The following is a 26,245-nucleotide window of genomic DNA, read 5'->3' on the forward strand; positions in this document are numbered from 1 at the left end:
CCTTAATACCTGATTCAGTAAAAAGTAACCCATCTCATACGGAAATCGGCCTGAACGCTGATTTATACTGCAAATGCTGTCAGAAATGGATGGTCAGCGTTTGAAACTGATTCCTTCATCAAATTTAAACAGCGCATAATGGCTGCCCTTTAAGTAGCCCGGTACATCCGATAATTGGCTGTCAACCACTTCTTCGGAAACGGGTGTGGTAAATGGCATTTTACCTGTGGGATTGAATTTGCCGGTTACAACATCCATAATCGCATCAATAGTTGTCCCGAATGTGGCTATTACGCCCCTGATGTTCTTTTGTGTATCCTTGTTATAGATCTCACTGATCACCCAGGGGTTGGTATAATTGATAGCCAGGACTGTTGGTTTTTGGGAACTGAGCTGGTTGATATGCGCAATATCTACCGAATTTTTTGATAAGGAAAGATATAAGGGAGAGCCATCTGACTGGAACAGGGATCTGGAGCCGGGGGTAATCCAGACCACCACCACATCTGCTTCTTCAGGTGTTTTTACAAATACAATGTTGTGTTTGTTATCTTCAGGAAGGTATACATTGTTAGCAGGCCCCGTTCTTTGCTGGAGATAAGATTCGAAATAGACTTTTGTTTTGGCTTTCAGTGGTAGCAGGTTATGCTCATTGCGCAGCAGTACAATGGACTTGCGCATGGCCAATTCTGCCTTTTGTCTGAACCCTGTATTACCCACTAGTTTTTCTGCAGATTCAACATCGACATAGGGATTTTCAAAAAGCCCGAGTTTGAATTTTTCCATCAGCAGTCGGAATACAGAATTATCTACCAGTTTCAGGTCAACTTTGCCAGAGCGCAGCGTCTCGATCAGTTTTGACGGATCAGCTGTGCCCGAATACAAATTCACACCTGCCTCGAGTGTTCGCTGGTAACGTTGGGTAATATCCAGGTTTTCTGCACCCCAGGGCATCATTTCAATAGGACCGGTATCTGAGTTGATGATGCCGGTAAAACCCAGGCTATCGCGCAACAGGTCTTTGATCACCGCTTTGTTATAGGCATAAGCGATCTTCTCATATTTTGTATCCAGCGGAACGGAATAATAGGGCATGATGGCCGACGTGCCCGCTTTGATGGCCGCCTTAAAAGGGATCAGGTTATTCTGAAACATTTTTCCCGGGAAATGTTCGTACTTACCCCACTCAAAATGCGGGTCTTGCCCGCCAACACCTGCCCCGCCGCCGGGAAAATGTTTGGTGGTAAGTGCAACAGAACTGTTTGACAATTTTTTACCCTGGAAACCCAGCACTATTTCTGTGATCATTTTAGCCACCCATTCTGCATTTTCACCGAATGTTCCTTCAATTCTTTGCCAGCGGGGCTCTGTACTAAGGTCGGCCATATACATGTAGCCCTTACGTAACCCAACGGCCGCCCATTCCTGCCGGGCAATGTCTGCAAATTCGCGTACCAGTTTCAGATCACGCATGGCGGAAAGACCAAGTTCTCCGGGCCAGGTTGAAAAAGCAGTTCTACCCACGCTGGCGCCAATGGCCACATCTTTGGTAATATGGTTACGTGGGTTAGAGGCAATAATGGCCGGTATGCCGAGGCCGTCACTCTCACAAAGCGCCTGCAATTTGTTGGCCCATTCAGCCGTAATGCGTACGCTCTCATTGGCACGGAAAATAAAATGCCGGAGATGAAATTGGGTGACTCCTTTGGTAGATCCTACAGAAGACATCATAGGTTCCTGCAGGGGCCGGCGGGTAAACATATTATTATTCTGTACCTGGTCTTCTTCATTCAGGTCGCTTGAAGGCGTTGAGGAAGCACTGTTGCCTGTCATGGAAGCGCCTCTGTCGCTCTTTAGCCGTGCCGTACTGATTAACATAAAACCCGCTTTTTCTTCTAGTGTCATTTTAGACAGCAGGTCTTTTGCACGCACTTCATGTGAGAGGCGCCAATCTTCGTATGGGTCCAGCTTTCCGTTACGGTTCAGATCTTTGAATTGATAACCCTCAACGGTAAGTAAGGTAACGGAACGGTAACCCAGCAGGGGTTGAACGGGTTTTGTCTTGTTCTGCGCATACGCTGCAGCAATCGGTAACAGGCCGACCAGCAGCAATGAAAAGGCTTTGAAGGGCATAAAATTTTTTTATACGGTTATGCAATCGGTGTGGATGTACTGTGAGCGTACAGAACATTTTTATAAATGCGGCAGCAAGGAGTAATTTAAAATTAAAACGCTTTTTGAGCTGGCACAGAATTAAATGCGAAAACGATTTCGGGCCTGCGCAAAAAGAAAGCTGCCTCTTTTGGAGACAGCTTTCACTAATAAACACTAACAGGACTCAGTTTATTTTTCCCACCATACTTTGGTCGTATTCAGATCGCCGCCGATGGACTGAACAGCAAGCTGGTAATTATCCGGGTTATTGGTGCGGACTGCTATGGGATATTTAAAACGGGTAGGCATTTGTTTGCCAACGATACCTGCGTTGACGGGTAATACGGGCATTCCAGTACGCCTGTACTCGAACCACTGCTGGTAATCAACAAAAAACAAGGCATAGTATTTCTGCAGCATGATGCGATGCAGGGTTCCGTTATACGCTGTGGCAGAAGCGTATGCGGCGTTGGTGAAATAATCGGCCGGCATTACAGCGCCCCATTGCTCGATAGCGGCTTTTACCCCAGCTTCGTAAGCGGCTTTGGCAGCAGCAGCGTTATTGTTCATGAACTGTACCTCGGCTTTGATGAATTCCACTTCAGCATACGGCATGATCACGCAGATCATAGGTGTAACGGAATTGGATGAGGCGGTCACCAGCGATACGTTTACATTCGAAGGGATGTAATTGAACTGTGTTTCACTTCCGGTATAGCCGCTTGGAATGCCCATATAACCAATGTTTGCAGAACCGGCAGCATTTCTTGCCTGCGTAGCGAATTTAGCCCTGCGCGGATCGTTAAAAGCGTTCAGGCTGTCGAGGAAAAATTTTCCAGCTGCGCGGTAGGAAGTAAAATCCACCGGCCTCCCCCAAGGTGAAGTGAGTGGGGTGATGCCGGTCAATTTTAAAACGGCTGCATCATCATTGCTGGTGAACACCGGATATTTGGTCGGGTTGTCGATCATGGTCTTTAGCTGTGCATAAGCGTTCACACTGGCTTTTTTAGACAGACGAAGCAGTAAGCGCATGCGCAGTGAGTTCGTGAATTTTTTCCACTTGGTCACATTATTGGCATACAGGATCTCGGTACCATAGATCATCGATTTGGAGGTATTGTACAGGTTGTTGGCCGAATCGAGGTTCTTCAGCAGTGTGGTATAGATGGTTTCCTGCGTGTCGAATTTAGGATGCAGGATACCTGCATCGCCCTGTGTGGCTTCCTGCATGGGCACATCGCCAAAACAGTCTGTGAGGTTTGAATACATCCAGGCATTCAGGGTAAGGGCGATGGCCTGGTAGTTCACATCGCTTGCTTTCACGGATGTGTTGTACATTTCTTTCACATTGTTCAGCCACTGGTAGTAAGTGTTCCAGGTGCCGTTACCGGCGTTTTCTGAAATATCATACCTGTGCAAACCGCCCGAAGCGCTTGGAAAAGGAAGGGCTACCTGCATGAGGTTAAATGTGATATCATCTGAACGCAGCATGTTATAACCTGCTACATTATAGATGATGGGATTGATCAGGGTTCCCGGACTGATAGCATCAATACGGTTGGGGTCTGTGTTGATCTCGTCAAAATTCTTGGTGCAGGAGCTGAGTAAGCTGCCGAACAGGAGAACAACCGCGGTAAGTTTTGTAATATGTTTCATACGAATTGTAGTAATTAGAATTTTAAAGTAAGGTTAACACCCATGGTCCTGTTAGAAGGCAACTGACCCATTTCAACACCGGGTAACAGGGTAGCACCATTCAGTGAAGCCGTTTCCGGATCGAACATCGGGAAGCTGGTGATCATGAACAGGTCGCGGCCATACACAGCAAAAGAGGCGCCTTTGAATACACTGTTCTTTAAACGTGTTGCCGGGATACTGTACTCCAGGCGAACCTCACGCAGTTTCAGGTAAGAGGCATCGAAGGAGTTGGTTTCTACGTTGGCACGACGGTAATATTCTGTATAGTAATCGACCGGTAATACTTTTTTGGTGTTCGGGATGTATTTGCCCGTGGCGGCATCCAACACTACGCCTTCACCAATGATATAGTTTTCGACTCTTCCGTTTAGTGTATGAACCAGTTTACCCTGCTCGGTCATTTTATGGTGCGTTTGTGAATAGATAATACCGCCTAACTGACCATCCACCAATACGCTCAGGCGGAATGTTTTGTAGGTGAATTCATTTTTTAAACCACCTTTCCAGTCTGCATAAGCTTTGCCAATATAAGAGATGTCAGAAGGGCGAACCGGTAATCCGCTCGTTGCATCGTAAATAACTTTTCCTTCATTATTACGAACCAGGGCAAACCCGTAAATATCGCCGGTAGTTCCACCCACTCTTGCCTGAATGGTTGCGTTACCGCCGTAGCCAATATCCTGTTTGCCATCCATTCCTTCAGCCAGTTCCAGAACACGGTTCTCGTTCTTTGACCAGGTAGCGGTCGCTACCCATTTGAAACGGTTGCTCTTGATTGGCTGACCGCTCACCACTACTTCAATACCCCTGTTTCTTACCACACCTGCATTCAACACCGCACGTGTATAACCGGTTGTAGGATCCAACGGAACTTCGAGGATCTGGTTCTTAGTGAGGTTATGGTATAAAGTGATATCGAAATTCAGACGGCTTTTGAATAAGCGCACATCCAAACCAAATTCCTTACTGCTGGAGATCTCCGGTTTTAAGTTGGCATTCGGTAAAATGGTGGGCACGGACCCGGAAGCAGGGAACTCGCTGGTACCATAATACTTCTTGGTCTTATAGGGATCGGTATCGTTACCCACCTGTGCGATCGAGAACCTGGCTTTGGCAAAAGAGATGGCAGCAGGTAAATGGAAAATGTCGCTAAGGATGAAACTGGTATTCACCGATGGATAGAAGAATGAATTGCTCATGAGTGGCAGAGTGCTGGACCAGTCATTTCTTCCGGTCACGTCAATAAAATATTTTCCTTTATAGCTAAGTGATGCCATTCCGTATAAACTGTTCACCTGTTTGTTGCGATCTGTGGCAGTCACAATGGGCATACCGGATCCGTTGGTGAGCTTGTACACACCGGGAATGACTAAGCCATCCACATAGGCATCCTGGCGGTTGTATTTCCGTGTCATGGCGTTACCACCAGCAGATGCGGTAAAGTCAAAATCAGCACCGAACTTATCGCGATAGCTGATCAGGAAGTCTGAGTTCACTTCATAGTCGGCGATATTCTGTTGTTTGAAATATCCTTTCAGGTAGTTGGCTGTACTGAAGGGTCGTTGTTGTTTGCGCTGTTCGCTGGTCAGATCGATACCGGAACGCAGCATCAGGTCTATTTTTTTCGTGACCTGGTAGGTGGCGGCAATATTACCTACCACATTGTTGCTGTTCACTGAGTTGGTCATCTCATAAGCGATCAGGAAAGGGTTATCGATGAATGAACTGAACGGGTGGATCTGATCAACCTGCTCAAATCCTCTTTTCCAACGGTCGCGATACCAGTTCAGGTCCACGTTCGGGTTTTGGAAGATCATGAAATAAGCGATGGACTGGTTATTATAACCGGTACCGGGCAGGTTATCGCTCTGTTTGTTGGTGTAATTGAATTTGGCCGTGATCTTGATTTTATCAGAGATCCTGTAGTTGGTACTGAAAGCGGCAGAAATTCTCTCGAAGCCTGTGTTCGGCATGATCCATTCGTTCTTGCTATGTGTAAGTGAAGCACGAACAGATCCTTTGTCGTTACCACCTTCCAGTGAGATATTATTGGTGATGGTATACCCCGTGCGCCAGAATCCTTTGATATTGTCTTTATAAGGGACCCATGGGGTACGTGTGGTGCCTGCTCCCTGTTTTTCCGGATCGTACTGGAAATATTGCTGGCCATCAAATTTAGGCCCGTAAGCACTGGAAGTACCGCTGGTACTGGCACCATCGGCAGAAGCGCCGTAGCTGTAATATTTTTCTCCTGCTGTATTCAATGCTTTGCCGGTACCCTGTCCATATTCATATTGGTAATCGGGCCATTTCAGAACGGTGTTGATGCTGGCGTTGGAATTGAAGGTGACACCGATACCCTTGTCTTTCCGATTGCCCGATTTGGTAGTGATGATCAGTGCACCGTTGGCGGCACGGCTGCCATACAGGGCAGTGGCTCCGGCCCCTTTCAGAACGGTGATGCTTTCAATATCATCGGGGTTGATATCGGAAATGCCATTCCCGAAGTCGATAGGGATATCATTACCCGAACCTGCGCCATATGCGTTGTTGACACCAGAGCTGGTCATGGTGCTGTTTTTGGGAATACCATCCACCACGATCAGGGCATTGTTGCCATCCGGGTTCATAGAAGCATCACCCCGAAGGCTGATACGCGTAGAGTTGAGCGGACCGGAACCGGCAGAGATCAGGTTCAATCCGGCCACTTTACCGGATAAAGCACTTGACCAGTTATTGGAACGCGCATCGTTCAGGTCGGCTTCACCGATGCTTTGTACAGAATATCCCAGGGCTTTCTGCTTACGGCTGATACCTAATGCGGTTACCACCACGTTCTCCAGCTCTTTCGATTCTCTTGCCAGCATAATATTTTTTCCAGATAGCTGTTCGTGAATCGTTAAACGTTGTGAGGCAAAAGAAACCATGGTAAAAACAAGGGTTGAACCGGTTGGGACCGATACGGCGAAAGAACCATCTTCTTTGCTCGTACCAAGCGCCTTTTTACCTTCTATACTGATGGTGACATCTTTTACGGGCAAATTGGTCTCTGCATCTTTGATAGTACCGGATACAGTCACCTGAACATTGCCCTGTTTTTTGGTTTCACTCTTAGGGGCTGTTTGTGCATAGGTCCCTTGTGAAAATGGAATAGACAGTAGTGCTAGTAGCACCAGCTTAAGCAGTTTCATGTAAATTGATTTGGTTAATAGAAGAACAATCTGTGGGTTGGATTCTTAAAGACCCTGATGAGGGCGCAAGTTGTTCCAAAATCGAATGTGTGAATATTAACTTACTGTTATCTTACTATTAAGTAAGTATAAAGGATACTGTCTGCTGTGTTGTTGTTTTTGTATTATTTCTTTTTTATCAACAGCATACAGACTGTCTATGCCAATGCAGATAAATATATTTGATCACTAATACAATATTTATATGAAACTGTGTTCTGCTGTATCTGTCCCTTTTGTGTTATTCTCTGTTTTTCTGCTTGGTTCCTATAACGGACAGGCGCAGAAAAGCTTGCATACACTGCAAGTTCCCGGACGGAATATGTATAGTAAGATCAATGAAAAAGGGGTATCGGTAATACCCAGCGGCCGGTTGCTCACACCGGCTGGCGAACTGATCCGCATCACACATGATCCCTTCGGTATGGCGATTTCTCCTGATGGCAAAAAAGCGGTGACACTGCACGATGGTGTGTTCACCATTATTGATATCGCCAGTCTGAAGGACACACGCGTTCCGAGTTATGATAAAAAGATCCCGTCACCGCTTTCACACGGATCCTTTCTGGGTGTGGCATTTGCATCGGATTCCAGAACGGTTTACCTGAGTGGGGGCGATAATGGTGCGGTGATCGTATATGATATTGAAAGATTACAACGGTTGGATTCCATTTCACTGAACGGGAAAGTTGGTTCCGAGGATTTTGAAGATAGCTTCACTTCCGATCTGTTATTGAATGGCAATGAACTGTTGATCCTTGACCGTGCACATTTCAGGATGGTTCGGTATCATGTAACGGATAAAAAAATTACGGCTTCTATCCCGGTTGGGCGTCAGCCTTTTGGACTCTCGCTCAGTTCGGATAAAAAAACAGCCTTCGTGGCCAATGTGGGTATGTATGCTTATCCACTGATCACAGGAGCTACCAGGGAGAATTATGATTCGCTGATGATTGCAAGACATCCTTACGGTGATAACACACCGGAGTCCATTAACGGAACGGTAATTGATGGGAAAAAAATCCCTGGTGTAGGAAGCCCCTCTTCCCCAGAAGCTATGAGTGTATTCACCATTGATCTTGCTACCAATAAAGTGATCGATAAATTTAAAACGGGCCACCAGGTGGGAGAAATGATCGAAGACGCTGAAGTGGTGGGCGGTGCAAGTCCTAATTCCATTGCCGTAGGTAAACAGTTTGCCTATGTGACCAATGCTACGAATGATAATATCTCTGTTATTGATTACAAAAATCATACAATATTGGGCCATATACCCATTACTACCGATAAAAGGATCGATCGTTTCAGAGGGCTATTACCATTTGGCATTACACTAAGTAAAGATGAAAAGACACTGTATGTTGCCTTACTGGGTTTTAATGCCATCGCTGTGATCGATGTAGAGACGAGGAAAACCAAAGGCCTAATACCTACAGCCTGGGGTCCCACCCGTGTCCGCTTATCGGAAGATGAAAAAGAGCTGTATGTGATCACCTGTCGCGGACTGGGCGCAGGCCCCAATGGCGGTTCCGGCTTTGCAGCACCCCCGCAGGGAACCTATATTGGCGATATACAGCTGGGCAGTTTCCAGAAGATCGCAGTACCCGGTAAAGAAGCACTCGCTGCTTATACCAGGCAAGCTATTCAGAATACTTTTGAAGAAGTCGCATTGCAAAATGATCCCGATAATCCCCTGCCGTTTATGCCCGGAGAAAAGGAAAGTCCTATAAAATACATTGTATACATCACCAAAGAGAACCGGACCTACGATGAAATGTTTGGCCAGTTTTCCCATGCCAAAGGCGATTCTACGTTGGCCAGGTTTGGCGTGAACTGCGAATATACCCTGCCAGATAGCCTGAGGCCCAGGTTCAAAAACCTCCGGGTATCGCCCAATCACCACAAAGCGGCTAAACAGTTTGCTTTCAGCGATAATTTTTATTGCGATAGCGATGCATCCATTCATGGTCACCACTGGATGATGGGAGTGATACCCAATGAATGGGTAGAGACCAATTCGAGTGTGAGCAAATCTTCCCGTATTTTCTCCAAAGCGCCAGGCCGCCGGTTCCCCGGAAGTACGGGAAGTATGGACCCGGAAGACTATGCCGAGATTGGCGGATTATGGGAAGCGCTGGAAAGAAAAAAGATCTCATTCTACAATTTCGGTGAAGCCAACGAGACCGCTCATGTGCGCGAAGAGTGGTACGATACCGCCACCGGCGCCGCTCATGGTGTGATGGTGCCTATGCAAAAAGCATTGTATACAAGAACCAGTACCAGCTACCCCGGTTATAATACCAATATCCCCGATCAATACCGGATGGATCAGTTTGAGAACGAGTTTACACGTCGCTGGATCAGGGGAAAAGAAAAACTGCCCTCACTGATCACCATGCAGGTGCCGAATGATCATACTGCTGGTGCAAGACCGGAGGATGGCTATAGTTCCCGTCATTCCTTTATTGCAGACAATGACCTGGCTGTGGGTCGTATCCTGCATTTTCTTTCCAGAACCCGCTACTGGAAGAACATGCTGGTGATCATCACCGAAGATGATCCGCAGGGTGGGGTGGATCATATAGATGCGCACCGTTCCGTGCTGATGATGGCTGGTCCGTATGTAAAACGCGGTTACGTAAGTAACACGCATGCCAATTTCGGTTCTATTCTTAAGACCATCTATAATATCCTGGGTGTCCCCTATGTGAACCAGTATGATGCAACGGCATCGCTGCTGCAGGATTTCTTTACCGGCAAACCTGACTACACACCCTATACGCTGGAGAAACATGATGAAAGGATCTTTGATACAGAGAAGGCGATGAAAAAATACCAGCGCACCATTGACTGGAAAAAGATCCTGAAAGGCCCGGAAATGGACGATACGGCCGAACAGCGGGCAGATCATTACAACCAGAAAAAAACGATGATCAGATCGTCGGATAATAAATAATAGTCGGCTCCTGGTTTGATAAAACAGGCAGAAAATTCTTTTTGCCTGTTTTTTTTTACCTTGTTGGCAGGAAGTGTTAACCACTTCTTTCAGGTTATGGCAGACAATGGGAACACATACGATGCGATCGTGATCGGCTCAGGCATCAGCGGTGGCTGGGCAGCCAAAGAACTGTGTGAAAAAGGTTTACGGACATTGCTGATAGAGCGGGGAAGGAAAGTGGAGCATATCAAAGATTACCCCACTGCCAACAAAGCACCCTGGGAACTGCCGCATCGGGGAAACATCACACAGGCATTCCGGAAAAAGAATCCGCTGATCACACGTTCAGCGGGTTTTGGAGAGGACAATGCTCATTTTTTCATAGAAGATGCCATTCAACCTTATATACAGGAAAAACCGTTCGATTGGATACGTGGTTACCAGCTGGGCGGTAAATCACTTATCTGGGGAAGAGCCTGCCAGCGTTGGAGCGATTATGAATTTACCGGCCCGCAACGGTTTGGCTACGGTTTCGACTGGCCCATCCGTTACAAAGATGTAGCTGACTGGTACTCGCATGTAGAGCGGTTCATTGGTGTGTGTGGTAACAGGGACGGTATTGCCTCTATGCCAGACGGAGAATTTCTGCCACCTTTTGAATTGAATTGTGTAGAAGCACACCTGAAAGAAGTATTGCACAAGGAATTCGGCAGGCACCTGGTGCATGCCCGTTGGGCGCATATCACAGAACCACAACCGATACACCTGGAGCAGGGACGGGCACAATGTTTATCGCGAAACCTTTGTATGCGCGGATGCCCGCTGGGTGGTTATTTCAGTTCCGTATCATCTACCATACCCTGGGCTGCTAAAACAGGGAACCTGACCATACTGACCGATGCTGTGGTACATTCCATCCGCTACGATGAAACCCTGCAGAAAGCCAGGTCGGTTCGCGTGATCGATGCACATACCAAAGCTGTGACCGAATACAGCGCCCGTATCATTTTTGTGAATGCCTCGGCCCTGAACACGAACCTGATCCTGCTGAACTCGGTCTCCGGTCGTTTCCCCAATGGACTGGGTAATGATTCCGGTTTGCTGGGGAAGTATATCTGTCATCATAATTACCGCGCCTATCTGAATGGGCGTATTGACGGTTATCTGGATCGTTATTTTTATGGACGCAATCCAACAGAAACCATTATTGCCAACTACCGTAATCTGGATAAAAAGGATACGGATTTTGTGGGTGGGTATACCACGTTTGCAGGTGCCTATCGGGAAAAGTTCGATACCACTACCAGCCCGAAGACCATTGGTGCAGCTTTTAAAGAAGCCATGCAGGAACCAGGCGGCTGGCATGTATATGCCTATATGCAGGGAGAGACCATTCCGAAAGCAGAGAACCAGGTTCGTTTGAGTAAAGACAAGACCGATCCTTACGGCATCCCGCAGCTGGTGGTATCGGTCGGGTATGATGAGAACGATGATAAAATGGTAAAAGATTTCATAGAGCAGACCACTGCCATGTTTACGAAGGCGGGGGTGTATGATATTGTGGCTAACGACAATCACCAGCCCCCCGGACTTGATATACACGAAATGGGAGGCTGCCGCATGGGCAAGGACCCCGCCACTTCATTGCTTAACGAGTGGAACCAATTACACCATTGCCAGAATGTATTTGTGACCGATGGGGCCTGCATGACAAGCACCGGTAACCAGAGTCCATCCATTCTATACATGGCATTGACCGCAAGGGCGGCCGATCATGCTGCCGGTCTTTTCAAAAAAGGCATCCTGTGACTACCTGGCTATTTCAGGAGCGATATTTTATGCTACATTCGTAATCATCGTTATCAATACCTGTCATTTTGAAAAAGAGACAAGACTATATCAGCTGGGATGAGTATTTTATGGGTGTGGCCCTGTTATCGGCCCGTAGAAGCAAGGATCCGAGTACACAGGTGGGCGCCTGTATCGTGAATGATAAGAACAAGATCGTTGGTGCCGGTTACAATGGCCTGCCGCTGGGATGCAGCGATGATGAATTCCCCTGGTCAAAACAGGGTGAATTCCTGGATACCAAATATCCTTATGTCTGCCACGCAGAACTGAATGCCATTCTCAACAATATTGGAATGGATCTGCGCGGTTGCAAGATCTATACAGCATTATTCCCCTGTAACGAATGTACCAAAGCCATTATCCAGGCGGGGATCACAGAAGTGATCTATCTGTCGGACAAATATGAAAGTACAGATCCGGCGAAAGCTTCTAGGCTGATGCTGGAAAGAGCCGGTGTGCGTTGCCGTAAAGTGCAGACCTCTCTTTCCACGCTGGTGTTATCATTTGATGAGAAAGATGTATAAATGCACAGGAATAGCACACTGATGGTATTCCCACTTATCCCGCAATTCGCCTCATATGAAAAATACACTGACCATCATCTTGCTGCTGTTGATAGCACAGGTATCCAAAGCCCAAACCCCTGAATCCAGGCTGAAGGAAATGGGTATCGTTTTGCCGGCTGTTGGTACCCCTGTGGCCAACTATGTGAAGTTTGTTCGTACCGGTAACCTGGTTTTTCTGTCGGGACACGGTCCGGAAGACAAAACCAAAGGAGGTTATATTACCGGGAAGTTAGGTAAGGACCTGAGTATTGAGGAAGGTTACGCGGCAGCCAAACTCACCGGTATTTCATTGTTGGCCACTTTAAAAGCGGCGGTGGGCGACCTGGGTAAAGTAAAACGTATCGTAAAAGTATTGGGTATGGTAAATGGTACGGAAAGTTTTACCGATCAACCCAAAGTGATCAATGGTTTCTCCGACCTGATGGTAGCCGTATTCGGCGATGTGGGGAAACATGCACGCAGCGCGGTAGGTATGGTATCCTTACCCTTTAATATGGCAGTAGAAATTGAAATGGTGGTAGAGGTAGAAAATTAAAAGAGGCCCGAAGGCCTCTTTTTTGCAAATCTAGAGTTTCGCTCCAACAGAGATAAAAAAGGTTCTTCCATCTCCCGGCAGCACACCGGGTCCGGGGTAACCACCCGCTCTCCGGGTAAAATACCTGGTATCGAACAGGTTGTTGATGCCTGATTTGATAGAAAGGTCTTTCGATAGTTTATAAGAAGCGGTGATATCGGTAATGGTATAAGAAGGGATCAAACCATTCTGTGCGTTAGCGGTTGGGGTAACCGTATTGTTCGCGTCACTGAATGTTTTGTCGCTGTAACTTACCTGTCCTGTCAGCAGGAATGATTTGTAACCTGCAGAAATACCAAAACGAAGGATATTCCTGGGTGCGTTCTCTACCTGTTTGCCCTTGGTGGCCGCATCTTTATGGTCGTTGCTGTAACGGGCATCGGTATAACTGTAGGAAGCGAATAACAGGATATCTGTTGTATTGCTGGGTGTAAATGCTTTGATGGGATTGAATTCCACAAAGCCTTCGAAACCTTTGCTGATGCTGTTACCCACATTGGTGATCAGACGATAAGTGGCGCCTGCTGGCGTAATGGTTCCGATCCGGTTCTGGTAAGAAAGATAATAGACGCTTACATCGAACTGCAGGAAACTTTTAACCTTTCCACGATAACCCAGATCAAAATTGTATCCTTTGGCATCGCTCAGGTTGGGGTCTACCACATCTGTTGAAGGTGGTGCCTGCAGATTAGCAAACTGGATGGGCCGGTATGCCTGTGAATAGTTGGCATACAATTCTGTTCCCTTGCCAATATGAAATTCGCTACCAATGCCTGCCAGCAAAAAGCTGCGGCTTCTTTTGATATTCTGTAATTCTATGGGCGTTCCGGTACTGGTGAAACCATTGCGCCCTGCTGCAGTGCCTTCCAGCCATTCGTAACGGATGCCTGGTATCAATAACAGTTTATCAGTGATGCGGAAAATATTTTCTGCGAACGCTGCTGCATTACGGGAGTCGAAACGGATATCTGTAGGATAAGTGTCTATCGGTCGCATATCGTAATTGCTACCGGTACTTCCCTTGCCATTCGACTGACGGAAAGTGCTTCCTGTGTATAAACGGATACCGGCAGAGAGCGTATTCTTCATATTACCCAACAGGTAATCAGTGATGATCCTGCTCTCCAGTGCGTAGTTCCGGTACCTGTCTGCATTCAGTACCCGGTTATTGTAATTCTGTGTTGCGGCATTGATGCTGTCTTTCACCGTGATGGCCGGAGTAAAGCCCACACTGTTCCTGTCGCCGATGGTGGCAAACAGTTTGGTATTCCAGCGGGTGGTTTCATTGATCTGGTAATTGGCAATCAGGGCAGGAGTGGTCCACAGGATGTCAAACCAGTTACGTGCACGCAGGCTTTGTTTTGCATCCTGACTGAATTGTACATCTGTTAAACCGCCAGCCTGCTGGCTGCGTATATGCGAGCGCATGATTTCGGCGGTTAAAGAGAATTTGGGTGTAAGGTAATAGGTGACTGTGCCATAACCCGCATTGGTATAATAACGGCTGTTCTCTCTCCAGCCATCACCGTTGCGGTGATCAAAGAAGGTATAATAATGAATCTTACCTTTTTTACCGCCAATGGCATTGTAAGAGTTGAACAGGCCATTGCTTCCTACGGTCTGTTGCGTTTCAAATTCGAAGGGTTTATTGATCTCACTTCCATTGCGGAGAATGTAATTTACCATACCGCCGAACTGTGGCCCGTACTGCAATGATCCTTGTCCGCGAATGATCTCTACCCTTTGTACCCCCTGTAACTGGGGATTATAATACGCTTCAGGATATCCGAAAGGATCGGCGGCAATATCATAACCGTTCTGGCGAACATTGAACTCCCAGCTGCGGTTCGGACTCAGTCCGCGGGCGGCGATACCGATCTGGATACCACTGGGATCGCTTTCCCAGATATGGATGCCGGGCACTTTGGCCAGCACCTGGCGCATGTTATTGGTGACAACATTACCTTGTACATTATCCAGTACCACCAGCGAGTTCTTTTTGCCTGCATAGATAGAAGTACCCACGATCTCGGGCATCTGCTGAATATCACTTTTGCTGTTACGACCTACCACGGTGATATCAGGCAGGTTGTTGAGCTTCAGTGAAAAACTATCTTTTGGGATATGCGAAGATTGAGCTTGTACATTGGAAATCAGGAAACTAAGCAGTGATACGGTAACAAATCTTTTACACATAGGTTGGTTTTAGGATGCGAAGGTATTTTCGCACCCTGCTGCTGTCTCCCGCAATCGGGAAAAACACTTTACGAAAACAGGAAAACCGATCTATGACTTTTTTATGACGGTTCTGTAAAAACATTGTGATAGCTGAAGACCCTGCTTTCATCATAGCTTGCATTGATCTTTGCTAACTGTTCCATGTACAGGTTATTCAGTATCCTGGGCTTCCGGATGCGTACATTGCTCATCCACTGAAAAATCCACCCCAGCAACTCACGGTTGATGCCGCATTCCATGCTCATGAGCCAGTTGCCGTTGTCCATTATCCTGAACTGCTGACTGCCGTGCCAGAAATAATGAGAGACAAATTCTCCTGTTTGTGAGGCGAATTCGAGTTCGATCTTATATATCTTCTCATCGATGTTCTGCGTAACGCCAAAACGTTTCTGTATGTCAGCTTTGGAAGAAGCCACCAGTTTTTTGAAAGCGAAGGTTTTTTTGGTGAGAGAATACTCCCTGATCTTGGAGATATCGATTGCCAGAAAAACAGAACGTTCGCTCTCGTAACCCGCAACAAAATGGTTGCCCCGGTGAAATATCAGCAGCAAGGGTTTGAATGCGATCGGGAACCGGAGTCTTTTAGGAATCGAAGTGGCATCGCCGCTGATCTGTTTGATGGTAAGAATGGTGTAATTCGCAATCGACCAGATAATATCATCCAGTGTGTCATCATAAGCATTGTCAAAAGCCGATTCGTAAAAAAAAGAACGGGTATTCTGCTCTTCGGACATGAAAGAGTAGAATGTGCTGTTGATCTTGATGAACTCTTTGTACACGTTCCTGAATTTGCTCATCGATTCTTTCCGGTTCTGCTGCAATATCCGGGGTGAGCCGGACCTGGCCAGTTGAAAAGTAGTGATATCCCTGGCAGTAAGTTTGATCTCTTCAGATGGTTTTACCAATCGGTAGGTCTTTCGGTTGAATTGTCCGTTGCTGCATAGAAGCTGTTCGCCTTTCCGCAGATAGTATTTTTCTATCTGGGAGAGGTCCAGGTATAACTGACGTGCACCCAGATCTACATTTTTCTGCACCAGCCGCTCATGGATTTGGTTAATGGTCTGTGGAGCTTCTTCCAGTAAGGTATAGATGAAATGGATACGTTCCAGCTGGGTCATCGTTTGTATTTTAATTACAAACATAACAACTGTTATTCACAGGAATACGAAACCAGCCTTAGATTTACCTGAAATTCAAGGGCCACCGGCAGGTGGCAGAAGATACAGCCACTGAGAAGAGCAGGTACTATTGGGGGATATGCCTGATTCTTCAAAGTGGCTTTTTTGTTCAACACCGGATAACTCCTCCAGAAAGGTAGCCCGGGTAAACAAAACGGGACGAATGCTGTTATAAAAGCACTATTTTAAAATTATTTATATACGACACCATAAATCAAGGGATCTATTATGGCAGGCGCATTACTGAAAAAAGCAATTATACCTGGTTACCTGGCACCTCTTTTCTTATTTCCTGTTTTTGTATTCTTTTTATCCTGCGGGAAAACAATCACGCGACCTGAACCTGAAGTAAATGTTACAGCCACGAATAACAATGCCATCGAGTTTCATGTTTCCCAATCGCAGGTGACCCTTTTGCAGAACAATGCCAGTAACAGTATCTTACAACTCAGCTGGGAACCTACTGGTGTGGCAGCTACCCCCGGAACCCTGTATTCTGTGGAGTACTCACTCGTGGAATTCGATTTTATGGCTTCTGCCATCATTGATTCTACCTGGGAGAGAAGCCTGAATATTACGGTAGAACACCTGAACCAGCACATGACAGAACTGATTGAAGCCGGTTTTTCCGATATGATCAAACTGCGGGTTCGTGCAGATATGCCCAATTCAAAATTTCCTGTTTACTCGAACGCCATTGCACTGAAAGTGACCACTTACCTGAGGTTCCAGGATTACAGCTATCCCAATGTGATCCATTTACCGGGTAATTACGAAAACTGGAAAGTGAATACGGCGCCACATATCGTATCAAAAGCCAGTAATGGTGTGTATGAGGGTTTTGTAAATTTTAGTAATCCTACCCCACAATTCCTGATGGTGAAATCAGAAGTATGGGATCCGATAAAGACCTATTACTATATCGGTAGTGATAAAGTGGGTTTCGGAGGCGCTTTTTTTACCCTTCGGGAAGGTCCGGGTGTTTACCGGATTAAGATGAATGCGGATAACAATACCTGGCAATACACCAAGATCTCGAATTGGGAAATCTTTGGATCGGCGTTGCCGGACAGCGCTTCTGTGGATCATGTGATGAAGTTCAATCCTGTCACCCTTTCCTGGACGGTTACCCTGCCTTTGAAAAAAGGATCCTTCCGGATCAGGGCCAATGACGGCAATACGATCAGCTTTGGGCATATTCACAATAAAGGGTATATTGAACCTGATTATAACGGAGAAGATTTCGACATCAATGTGGATGGGTTTTATACCGTTACCCTTAACCTCTCTGTAGCGGGTAATTATGCTTGTAGTGTAATCAGGAGAGATCCCACACATGTGCAGGAACCCAATTAATGCCCTTCTTTTAAGCCTGCTTAGCCGGTGGTTCCGGAAAATAAAAAGTATTTTCGGGAAGAAAACCTGCGGAGGATAGTATCATTCTCCCTTATCCATCTATTCCGAAATACCGATCATGAAAGAGCAGCAACTCAGAAGCCGTAACTGGTTTGGCCGTAAGGGTAAAGACGGCTTTATTTACCGTGCCTGGATGAAGAACCAGGGCATACCCCAGGATATGTTTGAAGGTAAACCCGTGATAGGTATCTGTAATACCTGGAGTGAGCTTACCCCCTGCAATGCGCATTTCCGCGACCTGGCAGAAGCCGTTAAAAAAGGAGTGCTGGAAGCTGGCGGTTTCCCGGTGGAATTTCCGGTGATGTCGTTGGGCGAAACCCTGGTAAAACCTACGGCCATGTTATACCGCAACCTGGTGAGTATGGATGTGGAAGAATCCATCCGGGCCAACCCGGTGGATGCTGTGGTATTGCTTTGCGGCTGCGATAAGACCACCCCTTCTCTGGTGATGGGCGCCTGCAGCGTGGATATTCCCACGTTGGTGATCTCCGGAGGGCCGATGTTAAAAGGCCACTGGAAAGGAAAAGATATTGGCACATCCGATGTATGGCGTTTTGATGTTGCCCATAAACTGGGTCAGATTACACAGGAGGAATTCGTAGAGGCAGAAGCCTGCATGGCCCGTACCCAGGGTCATTGCGCGGTAATGGGTACAGCATCCACCATGGCTGTGATGGTAGAGGCACTCGGATTATCCTTACCCAACAATGCTTCTATCCCGGCAGCTGATGCCCGCAGGAAAGTGCTCTCCCAGTTATCGGGCCGCAGAATTGTGGAGATGGTGAAAGAAGACCTTACGCTTTCTAAGATACTTACCCGTAAAGCCTTTGAAAATGCCATCAAGGTGAATGCGGCCATCGGTGGCTCCACCAATTTTGTGATCCACTTACTGGCCATTGCGGGAAGGATCGGGGTAGACCTTTGCCTGGATGATTTTGACAAACACTCACAGGGCATCCCGTTACTCGCCAACATACAACCTTCCGGAGAGAATTATATGGAAGACCTCTACTACTCGGGAGGTTTGCCCGCCGTGATCAGGGAAATGTCTTCGATCATACATACCGATGCCATTACAGTGAATGGCAAAACCATGGGTGAGAACTGCAGCAAGGCCGAAGTGTACGACAGGACCATCATCAGTACCCTGTCTGCCCCGTTCAAACCCGAATCAGGCATCATCGTGGTCAAAGGTAACCTGGCACCGGATGGGGCAGTCATCAAACCTTCTGCTGCCAGCACCAACCTGCTGCAGCATTCCGGTAAAGCGGTGGTTTTTGAAAACATCGAAGACTACCATGCACGGATCGATGATCCGGAATTGGAAATAGATGCCAGCAGTATCATGGTATTAAAGAACGTGGGGCCCAAGGGGTACCCCGGAATGGCCGAAGTGGGCAATATGGCCCTGCCCAAAAAATTACTGGAGAAAGGGGTTACGGACCTGGTCCGTATCTCCGATGGAAGAATGAGCGGAACTGGTTTCGGAACCGTGGTCCTGCACGTATCTCCCGAAGCAGCCGTGGGTGGCCCGCTGGCGCTGGTGCAGAACGGGGATACCATCCGGCTGGATGTGGCAAACCGCAAACTGGAACTGCTGGTTCCTGAAGAAGAACTGGCTAAACGCAGGGCCAGCTGGCAACTGAAAGAAAAAATGGAGACCCGCGGATATGTGCATCTTTACCAGACACATGTGGAGCAGGCACACCTGGGGGCCGATATGGATTTCCTGAAAGGAGGTTCGGGCAGCCAGGTCACCCGGGATTCACACTGATCTTTGTTTGCTGTATAGAGCCCGCAGAAATATATTTTGCGGGCTTTTTTGTGTCGTCGTCTATACAGCCGAGATCAAAGGCATCTCTGAGCAGTCGCTCGGCTCTGCCGAGTGACGCCTATCCCCCGGCTTCCAGCCGAAAAGTCTTAAGCCTGCAATACCCTTCCATACAGCCAGATAAAATTTTTTATTATCAAAAATTGCGGAACTTTACACTATGCAACTCTGGAAAAATATCATCAGCCGTCCTTCCTGAATGCATCCCCTTTTTGCAGTGAATTGCATCCGCAAATATGTCACTGCCTTTCTCCTGAATATTGATGGATCACCGCTATTGCCTTACAGCTTCTGTTTGTTGTAGCGGGTAATTGATACCTGTCTGGTTATTCCCGCAGGTATACCACCTAAACGATACATATGAAAACGATCATCGAGCCTTTTCGGATCAAATCCGTAGAGCCGATCTATTTTACCACCCGCGAAGAAAGGGTGACCATTTTGGAGCAGGCTTATTACAATCCTTTTCTGATTCATGCCGACCAGGTGCTGATAGACCTGCTTACCGACAGCGGCACCAGTGCCATGAGCAGTAACCAATGGGCCGGCATGATGCAGGGCGATGAGTCCTATGCCGGCAGCACCAGTTTCTTTCATTTCGAAAAAATGATACAGGACATCACGGGCCTGCCACTGGTCATTCCCACACACCAGGGAAGGGCCGCCGAAAAGATCCTCTTCAGCCTGCTCGGTGGTAAAGGAAAATACATGGTAAGCAACACCCTGTTCGATACCACCCGTGCGAATATTGAATACTCGGGGGCTGAAGGCATCGACATGGTTTGTGAAGAAGGCAAACATCCATCCATACCGGCGCCATTCAAAGGCAATATGGATACGGTTGCCCTGCAAAAATTCATACAGGAGAAAGGTGCTGCCAAGATCCCGCTGTGTGTGATCACCGTGACCAATAACTCGGGTGGTGGTCAGCCTGTGAGTATGCAGAATATCCGGGAAGTGCGGAGCATCTGCCAGGCACATGGTATCCCGCTTTTCATCGACGCCTGCCGTTTTGCGGAGAACGCCTATTTCATCAAACAGCGGGAAACAGGTTATTCCGATAAGACCATTCCTGCAATTGTACGTGAAATGTTCTCTTATGCGGACGGCTGCACCATGAGTGCTAAAAAAGATGCATTTGCCAATATCGGCGGTTTCCTGGCCATGCACAATGAAGCGCTGGCACAGCAATGCCGCAATATGCTGATCATGACAGAAGGTTTTCCTACCTATGGCGGACTGGCCGGCCGCGACCTGGAAGCCATTGCCATAGGACTAACCGAAGTGATGGATGAACACTACCTGCAATACCGTATCTGCAGTACCGAATACCTCTGCAATAAACTCATCGCTGCAGGCGTACCCGTGATGCAGCCAGCGGGCGGACATGCCATTTACCTGGATGCCAAAGAATTTCTACCACATATCCCGGTCGATCAGTATCCCGGCCAGGCATTGGTAGGGGCTTTGTATGTACATGGTGGTATCCGTAGCGTAGAGATAGGCTCCCTGATGTTCGGTAAATATGATGCAGATAAAAAAATGGTACCTGCACAACTGGAGCTGGTCAGGCTGGCTATACCCAGAAGGGTATATACGCAAAGCCATATAGATTATGTGGCCGAAGTGATCATCGAAGTGTTCCGCGACAGGGGCAGGATCAAAGGACTTTCCATAGTGGAGGAAGCGCCGATGCTGCGTCACTTTACGGCCAAACTCAAACCCATTCAATAATTAAAACGCTGTAATATGAAAAAGATCAAACAAAGCTGGGCTGAGCCCTATAAGATAAAAATGGTGGAGCTGTTAAAGATGACAACAGCCGACCAGCGGAAAAAAGCCATGAAAGAAGCTGGGTATAACACGTTTCTACTCCGTTCCGAAGATGTGTATATCGACCTGCTTACCGATAGTGGCACTTCTGCCATGAGCGACCGCCAATGGGCAGGTATGATGCTGGGCGACGAAGCCTATGCCGGCAGTAGCAATTTTTATCACCTGGAAGAAGTGGTGCGGGATGTGTATGGTTATAAATACCTGGTCCCCACACACCAGGGTCGCGGTGCAGAAAATATCCTTTCGAAGATCCTGATCAAAAAAGGGGATATCGTTCCGGGAAATATGTATTTCACCACCACGCGCCTGCACCAGGAATTGGCAGGCGGCAAGTTTGAGGACGTGATCATCGATGAGGCACACGACCCGGAAAATGAATTCCCGTTCAAAGGCAATATTGACCTTGATAAACTGAAACGGCTGATAAAAAAACACGGAGCTAAAAAGATCCCGTATGTAAGCATGGCCACCAGTGTGAATATGGCAGGTGGACAGCCCATCAGCATGAAAAACCTGAAGGAACTCAGGGCGCTTACCAAAAAACATGGCATCAAAGTGATCCATGATATGACACGTGTGGCAGAGAACGCATATTTCATCCAGCAGAAAGAGAAGGGGTATGCAGAGCGGTCCATCAAATCCATTGTAAAAGAGATCTGTTCGTATACCGACGGTGCCACCATGAGTGCCAAAAAAGATGCGCTGGTGAATATCGGCGGTTTCCTGGCGGTGAATGATTGGGATGTTTTTGAGGAAGCCCGAAATATGGTGGTGGTATATGAGGGCCTGCACACGTATGGCGGACTGGCTGGCAGGGATATGGAAGCGATGGCCATCGGCATCCGCGAGAGCGTGAGTGATGAACATATCAAAGCCCGTATTGGCCAGGTGATCTACCTGGGTGAAAAGATGATCGAATACGATGTGCCGATCGTAAAACCGATTGGCGGACATGGCATATTTGTGGACGCCAAAAAATTCCTGCCGCATATTCCGCAGGATCATTTTCCCGCACAGACGCTGGCCGCAGAAATGTACCTCGATTCCGGTGTAAGGACAATGGAGAGAGGTGTTGTATCGGCCGGCAGAAAAGCCAATGGAGAGAATTATTATCCCAAACTGGAACTGGTGAGGTTCACCATACCCCGCCGTGTATATACCCAGGCGCACATGGATGTGATAGCAGAATCTGCTGCAAGGGTATATGAACGGAGAAATAAGATCAAAGGACTCAAGATGATCTATGAGCCCAAATACCTGCGTTTCTTCCAGGCGAGATTTGAAAAATTATAAATGGACCGCTGGTAGTGATCGTTTACCTGCAGGGCCCGGATGTTCGAGAAGCTGTTGTACCGCAGCCGCTGTTTGTTTGATGGCGGCAGCTATCTTTTGTAAGGCGGCAGTATGGTCTTTCTGAATTTTCGGGTCTTTGGGCAAATGACCTTTCATGGTGAGCAGGGTAATATGTATATGTATAGCATCATGCCAGTTGCCAATGGCTTCCTGTAACTGACCGCTGAATCGGAAGAGCTGGCTGAGACTGGTGGATCTTTGCTTTTCGATCCAGTTCACGGAATAGAGCCATTGCTTCAGCAGTTTGCGTAGTTCATGCCATTCGGCTTCTGCAGGTTTTTGCGATAGCCATTTTTCGATCCTGTGTTTGAGTTTGGCCGCATATTCCTCCGTAATGCCTTGTGTGGTTGCTGCTACCAGTTTCCTGTTCTGTTCCAGTACAGCCGAAAGTTTTTTTCGTATTGCTTTCAGGATCTTTTGCAATGTTCCGGAGATTTCGGGTAAAAGGTGCTCGTCTGCATATGATTTCTTCAATTTAGTTAGCCTGTTTTTATGCAGCCACAGTACAAACAACTGTTGTTCGCGCAGGGTGCCGGCTTCGTGGAAAACAGTGTCAACCGCTTTCCTGATCTTTTTTACTTCCTGTTTTCCGTATACTTCCTGTAAAAACCGGAGAAGGGCCCGCAACTTTTTCAATTCAACCCGGAAATTGTGTAAACCTGTTTCACTGACTGAAGTCTCAAATTCATGCAGATGCCGGAGAATATTTTTTTCCCTTTGCAGATAATATCGTTCTGTTTTGCTACGCATGTTGAACCGATGGTAAAAGTTACTGCATTTTCAACAGATAAGCGATAAAGGAAACTTTTACATATCAGCACCAGAGGGGTTTTCCTATACATGGATCGGTAAAAGAAAACAGGCCCATAAGGCCTGTTTCCGGATAACAGGAAAAGACAAATCAAAATTGGTAAGAAGCCATCATCACCCAGCTTCTGCCGGGTGAGTTCAGTGGCAGGCTGGAATTGATATAGCGGCTCAGGTGTTCTTTATATGTTTGGTTGAACAGGTTTTGAACAGCCAATGTGAACTGCAGTTTTGCTGCTGGTCTGATATTCAGTCCCAGGTCGGTTACCGTAAACGCTGCAGTGGTTTTTTCACTGAAGGCAGCGGAAACCCGGTTTTGTTCAAACGAATGACGAAGGCTGATATAACCGTTGACCTTGTTTTTATACAGATCTGCCTGGAGTTTATTCCTGATCTCAAAAGGATTGATCTCGGGAAGTGGCTGGTCTAACTCCCGGTTCTGCCCTCTTGTATAGGTAGCGCTGAATTCATTGCGGATGCGGCCGCCAGCCTGCTGCCCCCAGTGAAATTCAAAACCCGTCAGTCTTGCCTGACTGATATTGATGAATTTTCTTACTCCGGGTGCTGTTGACACCACCGGCTTTAAGGTAGGATCGACCACCGAACTGATGAAGTTCTTCACAGAAGAAGCGAACAGGTTTACCTGCAGACTGGTAGATCGGTTTTTATAAGCTAGTATCAGGTCCAGTTGTGTATTGACCTCAGGTTTCAGTTGCGCATTGCCCACTACTTCATAGGCATCCAGCCCTACAGGAATGAAATTGATGAACTTTTCTGTGATACTGGCACTTCTCACGCCCCGGCCCAGCCATAATCCGGCCTGGAAGGACCTGGAGAAGATTCGGTTGATACCCGCACTGATGCTGGGATTCAGATCAACCGTTTCCAGGTTGGTATTGGTGCCGGCGTATTTGGCACTCACTGCATTGGGTTTTGCATGAACCAGGTCTAACCTGGAAGAAAGGGTGAATTCATATTTTCCGATGGTTTTATCAAAATGGCTAAAGAAACCGGTATGTAACAGGGATGCTTTTTGCCATAAAGTATCTGTAAATGTTTTGCCTGCCATCATACCGGTGATCATGGTTCGGGTGCGGTTGCCATTGGCATATTCATATTTCAGGTCGGCACCCAGGTAGATCGTCTGGTTGTTCCTTTTGATCTGGAACTCTGTACGGCCACCTGAGGTTTGCGTATTGGAGAATACATGACTTAACATGGTGGCAGAAGCCGGTCGTAGACCATTACCCATCTGGTGGTCAACAAAGGAAGTGAATACCTGTGTGTTCCACTGACTGTACCATCTGTTGGCAGAGCTTACCTGGTATTTACCCTGTATCATCCAGGTGTCATCGCTTAACAGGTCCATCATCAATGTGGGGAAAGAAGTGTTGCGCGCAAAATTCCGGGTGATGTTAATAGAAGCCACCTGGTTTTGTTTCATCTGGTAAGCTGCATTCAGGTTGATAGCACCACGATTGAATACAGCCGGAATGATGGTGCCGCTACCATCTTTATAATCCCGCCCGTTGGAATAAGAACCAGCCAATGACACTTGTGTATTTTTGCCCCTCATTCCGATTTGTCCTTCTGTCCGGAAGATGTCTCCGTTGGATTCACCACCGATATTGATCCTGCCAAAGATCTCTTTTTGCGAACTGAATATGGGGTCTGCCGTTTTAAAATTCACCACCGCGCCTGTTGCAGGTCCAAAACGGAAATTATGTGGTCCCTTGATCACTTCGATCTTCTCTACCTGGTTGATCATGACCTGGCTGCTGGGCGGGTCCATCCGGTTTGGACAGGCGGCATGTGCGGTCAGTCCGCCATCGTTGAGGATGCTTACCTGCTCCCACTTGAAACCACGGAATACGGGATCAAATCCAAAATCGCCGCTTTTTCGTATCGAAGAAAAACCAGGTATCTGCAACAGCACTTCGCCGGCATCATGTTTTACCCAATCGGCATGTGTCAGTTTCAGGGATTTATGGGTGGGTTTGCCTTTCAGGGCATATACACTTACGGGACTAAGGGTTTCAGCTGTTGAATCGTTGAAATTGTTTTTTTGTGCGGGAGCTGTTTGGGTATACAATAACAGTACAAGCACCCCCACAAAGAGGCTTGTGAAATTCGTTTTCATAATGTTTGTTTAATAGATAACAGATCTGCAGAGCAGAGAACAGAAATGGGCAGCTATGATCAGGCTGCCTGCGGGGGGTGAAACAAATTCAACGATACATCAATGGTGGTATTGATGTTCCTGTGTGTGAATGTTGTTGAATGAAATGCTGTTGGTAAACAAACTGTGGCAAAAAAACTTTTTGAACTGATCACTTCTTCAGTGAAACCCGATTTTCTTTCGGGGGCCTGTTTGTCTTGCGAGCTGCTGTCCTGATCCAGCTTCTTCTGTAACTGGCAATGACCGTTGCATTTCAGTTTGGGTTTTGCCTTGTTGATACAGTTCTTCAGGTACACTTCCCGGTTAAACTGGTAGTCGGCATAGTACAGCATCCTGGAATAGTTGCTGGCCAGCAGTGAAAGAAGGATCCATATAACGGCAAACTGTTTCAAAATA

16 protein-coding genes are annotated in these 26,245 nt (G+C 47.2%); 8 read left to right on the top strand and 8 right to left on the bottom strand.

All coding sequences use genetic code 11. The features are described 5' to 3' along the window. Positions 1-93: 93 nt before the first annotated feature. The 3 genes from ACH3Y6_RS03105 to ACH3Y6_RS03115 form a co-directional block, all read right to left on the bottom strand. Positions 94-2,133, bottom strand: a complete 2,040-nt coding sequence (locus tag ACH3Y6_RS03105; protein WP_490834112.1) for a glycoside hydrolase family 3 protein — start codon at positions 2,131-2,133, stop codon at positions 94-96. Positions 2,134-2,343: 210 nt separating this feature from the next. Continuing rightward, positions 2,344-3,810 carry a SusD/RagB family nutrient-binding outer membrane lipoprotein gene (locus ACH3Y6_RS03110; protein ID WP_490834113.1) on the bottom strand — a complete coding sequence of 489 codons (1,467 nt, stop codon included), beginning with the start codon at positions 3,808-3,810 and terminating at the stop codon, positions 2,344-2,346. Positions 3,811-3,824: 14 nt separating this feature from the next. Then, positions 3,825-7,043, bottom strand: a complete 3,219-nt coding sequence (locus tag ACH3Y6_RS03115) for a SusC/RagA family TonB-linked outer membrane protein (protein WP_490834114.1) — start codon at positions 7,041-7,043, stop codon at positions 3,825-3,827. A gap of 244 nt (positions 7,044-7,287) precedes the next feature. Between ACH3Y6_RS03115 and ACH3Y6_RS03120 the strand changes: the two genes are divergently transcribed. The 4 genes from ACH3Y6_RS03120 (at position 7,288) to ACH3Y6_RS03135 (ending at position 12,972) form a co-directional block, all read left to right on the top strand. After that, positions 7,288-10,038, top strand: coding sequence for a bifunctional YncE family protein/alkaline phosphatase family protein (locus ACH3Y6_RS03120; RefSeq protein ID WP_490834115.1), 2,751 nt, complete (start codon positions 7,288-7,290; stop codon positions 10,036-10,038). A gap of 96 nt (positions 10,039-10,134) precedes the next feature. Then, the gene (locus ACH3Y6_RS03125) at positions 10,135-11,829 is read left to right on the top strand and encodes a GMC oxidoreductase (RefSeq protein ID WP_490834116.1); all 1,695 of its coding nucleotides are present in this window, start codon (positions 10,135-10,137) and stop codon (positions 11,827-11,829) included. A 68-nt stretch (positions 11,830-11,897) separates the two neighbouring features. Further along, positions 11,898-12,395, top strand: a complete 498-nt coding sequence (locus ACH3Y6_RS03130) for a deoxycytidylate deaminase (RefSeq protein ID WP_490834117.1) — start codon at positions 11,898-11,900, stop codon at positions 12,393-12,395. Positions 12,396-12,450: 55 nt separating this feature from the next. Then, positions 12,451-12,972, top strand: coding sequence for a RidA family protein (locus ACH3Y6_RS03135; protein WP_490834118.1), 522 nt, complete (start codon positions 12,451-12,453; stop codon positions 12,970-12,972). Between the two features lie 30 nt (positions 12,973-13,002). Here ACH3Y6_RS03135 and ACH3Y6_RS03140 read toward each other — a convergent pair whose 3' ends face one another. Continuing rightward, complete coding sequence (locus ACH3Y6_RS03140) at positions 13,003-15,207, bottom strand: TonB-dependent receptor family protein (protein ID WP_490834119.1); 2,205 nt, start codon at positions 15,205-15,207, stop codon at positions 13,003-13,005. Between the two features lie 101 nt (positions 15,208-15,308). Further along, positions 15,309-16,391, bottom strand: a complete 1,083-nt coding sequence (locus ACH3Y6_RS03145) for a WYL domain-containing protein (RefSeq protein WP_490834120.1) — start codon at positions 16,389-16,391, stop codon at positions 15,309-15,311. Between the two features lie 264 nt (positions 16,392-16,655). On the opposite strand from ACH3Y6_RS03145, the gene ACH3Y6_RS03150 reads away from it, so the two are divergent. The 4 genes from ACH3Y6_RS03150 (at position 16,656) to ACH3Y6_RS03165 (ending at position 22,803) form a co-directional block, all read left to right on the top strand. Continuing rightward, on the top strand, positions 16,656-17,783 hold the full coding sequence (locus ACH3Y6_RS03150) for a SusE domain-containing protein (protein ID WP_490834121.1): 1,128 nt from the start codon (positions 16,656-16,658) through the stop codon (positions 17,781-17,783). A 118-nt stretch (positions 17,784-17,901) separates the two neighbouring features. Continuing rightward, on the top strand, positions 17,902-19,617 hold the full coding sequence (locus tag ACH3Y6_RS03155) for an IlvD/Edd family dehydratase (RefSeq protein ID WP_490834122.1): 1,716 nt from the start codon (positions 17,902-17,904) through the stop codon (positions 19,615-19,617). A 417-nt stretch (positions 19,618-20,034) separates the two neighbouring features. Then, positions 20,035-21,408, top strand: coding sequence for a tryptophanase (locus tag ACH3Y6_RS03160; RefSeq protein ID WP_490834123.1), 1,374 nt, complete (start codon positions 20,035-20,037; stop codon positions 21,406-21,408). A 15-nt stretch (positions 21,409-21,423) separates the two neighbouring features. Next, positions 21,424-22,803, top strand: a complete 1,380-nt coding sequence (locus ACH3Y6_RS03165; protein ID WP_490834124.1) for a tyrosine phenol-lyase — start codon at positions 21,424-21,426, stop codon at positions 22,801-22,803. On the opposite strand, the gene ACH3Y6_RS03170 is transcribed toward ACH3Y6_RS03165, so the two are convergent. The 3 genes from ACH3Y6_RS03170 to ACH3Y6_RS03180 form a co-directional block, all read right to left on the bottom strand. Further along, positions 22,798-23,613, bottom strand: a complete 816-nt coding sequence (locus ACH3Y6_RS03170; RefSeq protein ID WP_490834125.1) for a CHAD domain-containing protein — start codon at positions 23,611-23,613, stop codon at positions 22,798-22,800. The two genes, ACH3Y6_RS03165 and ACH3Y6_RS03170, sit on opposite strands and share 6 nt — an antisense overlap. 151 nt (positions 23,614-23,764) lie before the next feature. After that, a complete protein-coding gene (locus tag ACH3Y6_RS03175) occupies positions 23,765-25,810 on the bottom strand; it encodes a TonB-dependent receptor domain-containing protein (RefSeq protein WP_490834126.1) in 2,046 nt (681 codons plus the stop codon). A gap of 59 nt (positions 25,811-25,869) precedes the next feature. Then, a complete protein-coding gene (locus tag ACH3Y6_RS03180; protein ID WP_490834127.1) occupies positions 25,870-26,241 on the bottom strand; it encodes a hypothetical protein in 372 nt (123 codons plus the stop codon). Positions 26,242-26,245 lie beyond the last annotated feature (4 nt).

Source organism: Sediminibacterium sp. FW305-C-269, from assembly GCF_058231045.1.

Bases quoted from the DNA above. Each gene is read 5' to 3' on its own strand.
- ACH3Y6_RS03115 (WP_490834114.1), bottom strand. From the start codon at position 7,043: ATGAAACTGCTTAAGCTGGTGCTACTAGCACTACTGTCTATTCCATTT.
- ACH3Y6_RS03170 (WP_490834125.1), bottom strand. From the start codon at position 23,613: ATGCGTAGCAAAACAGAACGATATTATCTGCAAAGGGAAAAAAATATT.
- ACH3Y6_RS03150 (WP_490834121.1), top strand. From the start codon at position 16,656: ATGGCAGGCGCATTACTGAAAAAAGCAATTATACCTGGTTACCTGGCA.
- ACH3Y6_RS03145 (WP_490834120.1), bottom strand. From the start codon at position 16,391: ATGTTTGTAATTAAAATACAAACGATGACCCAGCTGGAACGTATCCAT.
- ACH3Y6_RS03110 (WP_490834113.1), bottom strand. From the start codon at position 3,810: ATGAAACATATTACAAAACTTACCGCGGTTGTTCTCCTGTTCGGCAGC.
- ACH3Y6_RS03140 (WP_490834119.1), bottom strand. From the start codon at position 15,207: ATGTGTAAAAGATTTGTTACCGTATCACTGCTTAGTTTCCTGATTTCC.
- ACH3Y6_RS03175 (WP_490834126.1), bottom strand. From the start codon at position 25,810: ATGAAAACGAATTTCACAAGCCTCTTTGTGGGGGTGCTTGTACTGTTA.
- ACH3Y6_RS03165 (WP_490834124.1), top strand. From the start codon at position 21,424: ATGAAAAAGATCAAACAAAGCTGGGCTGAGCCCTATAAGATAAAAATG.
- ACH3Y6_RS03125 (WP_490834116.1), top strand. From the start codon at position 10,135: ATGGCAGACAATGGGAACACATACGATGCGATCGTGATCGGCTCAGGC.
- ACH3Y6_RS03160 (WP_490834123.1), top strand. From the start codon at position 20,035: ATGAAAACGATCATCGAGCCTTTTCGGATCAAATCCGTAGAGCCGATC.
- ACH3Y6_RS03155 (WP_490834122.1), top strand. From the start codon at position 17,902: ATGAAAGAGCAGCAACTCAGAAGCCGTAACTGGTTTGGCCGTAAGGGT.
- ACH3Y6_RS03120 (WP_490834115.1), top strand. From the start codon at position 7,288: ATGAAACTGTGTTCTGCTGTATCTGTCCCTTTTGTGTTATTCTCTGTT.
- ACH3Y6_RS03105 (WP_490834112.1), bottom strand. From the start codon at position 2,133: ATGCCCTTCAAAGCCTTTTCATTGCTGCTGGTCGGCCTGTTACCGATT.
- ACH3Y6_RS03135 (WP_490834118.1), top strand. From the start codon at position 12,451: ATGAAAAATACACTGACCATCATCTTGCTGCTGTTGATAGCACAGGTA.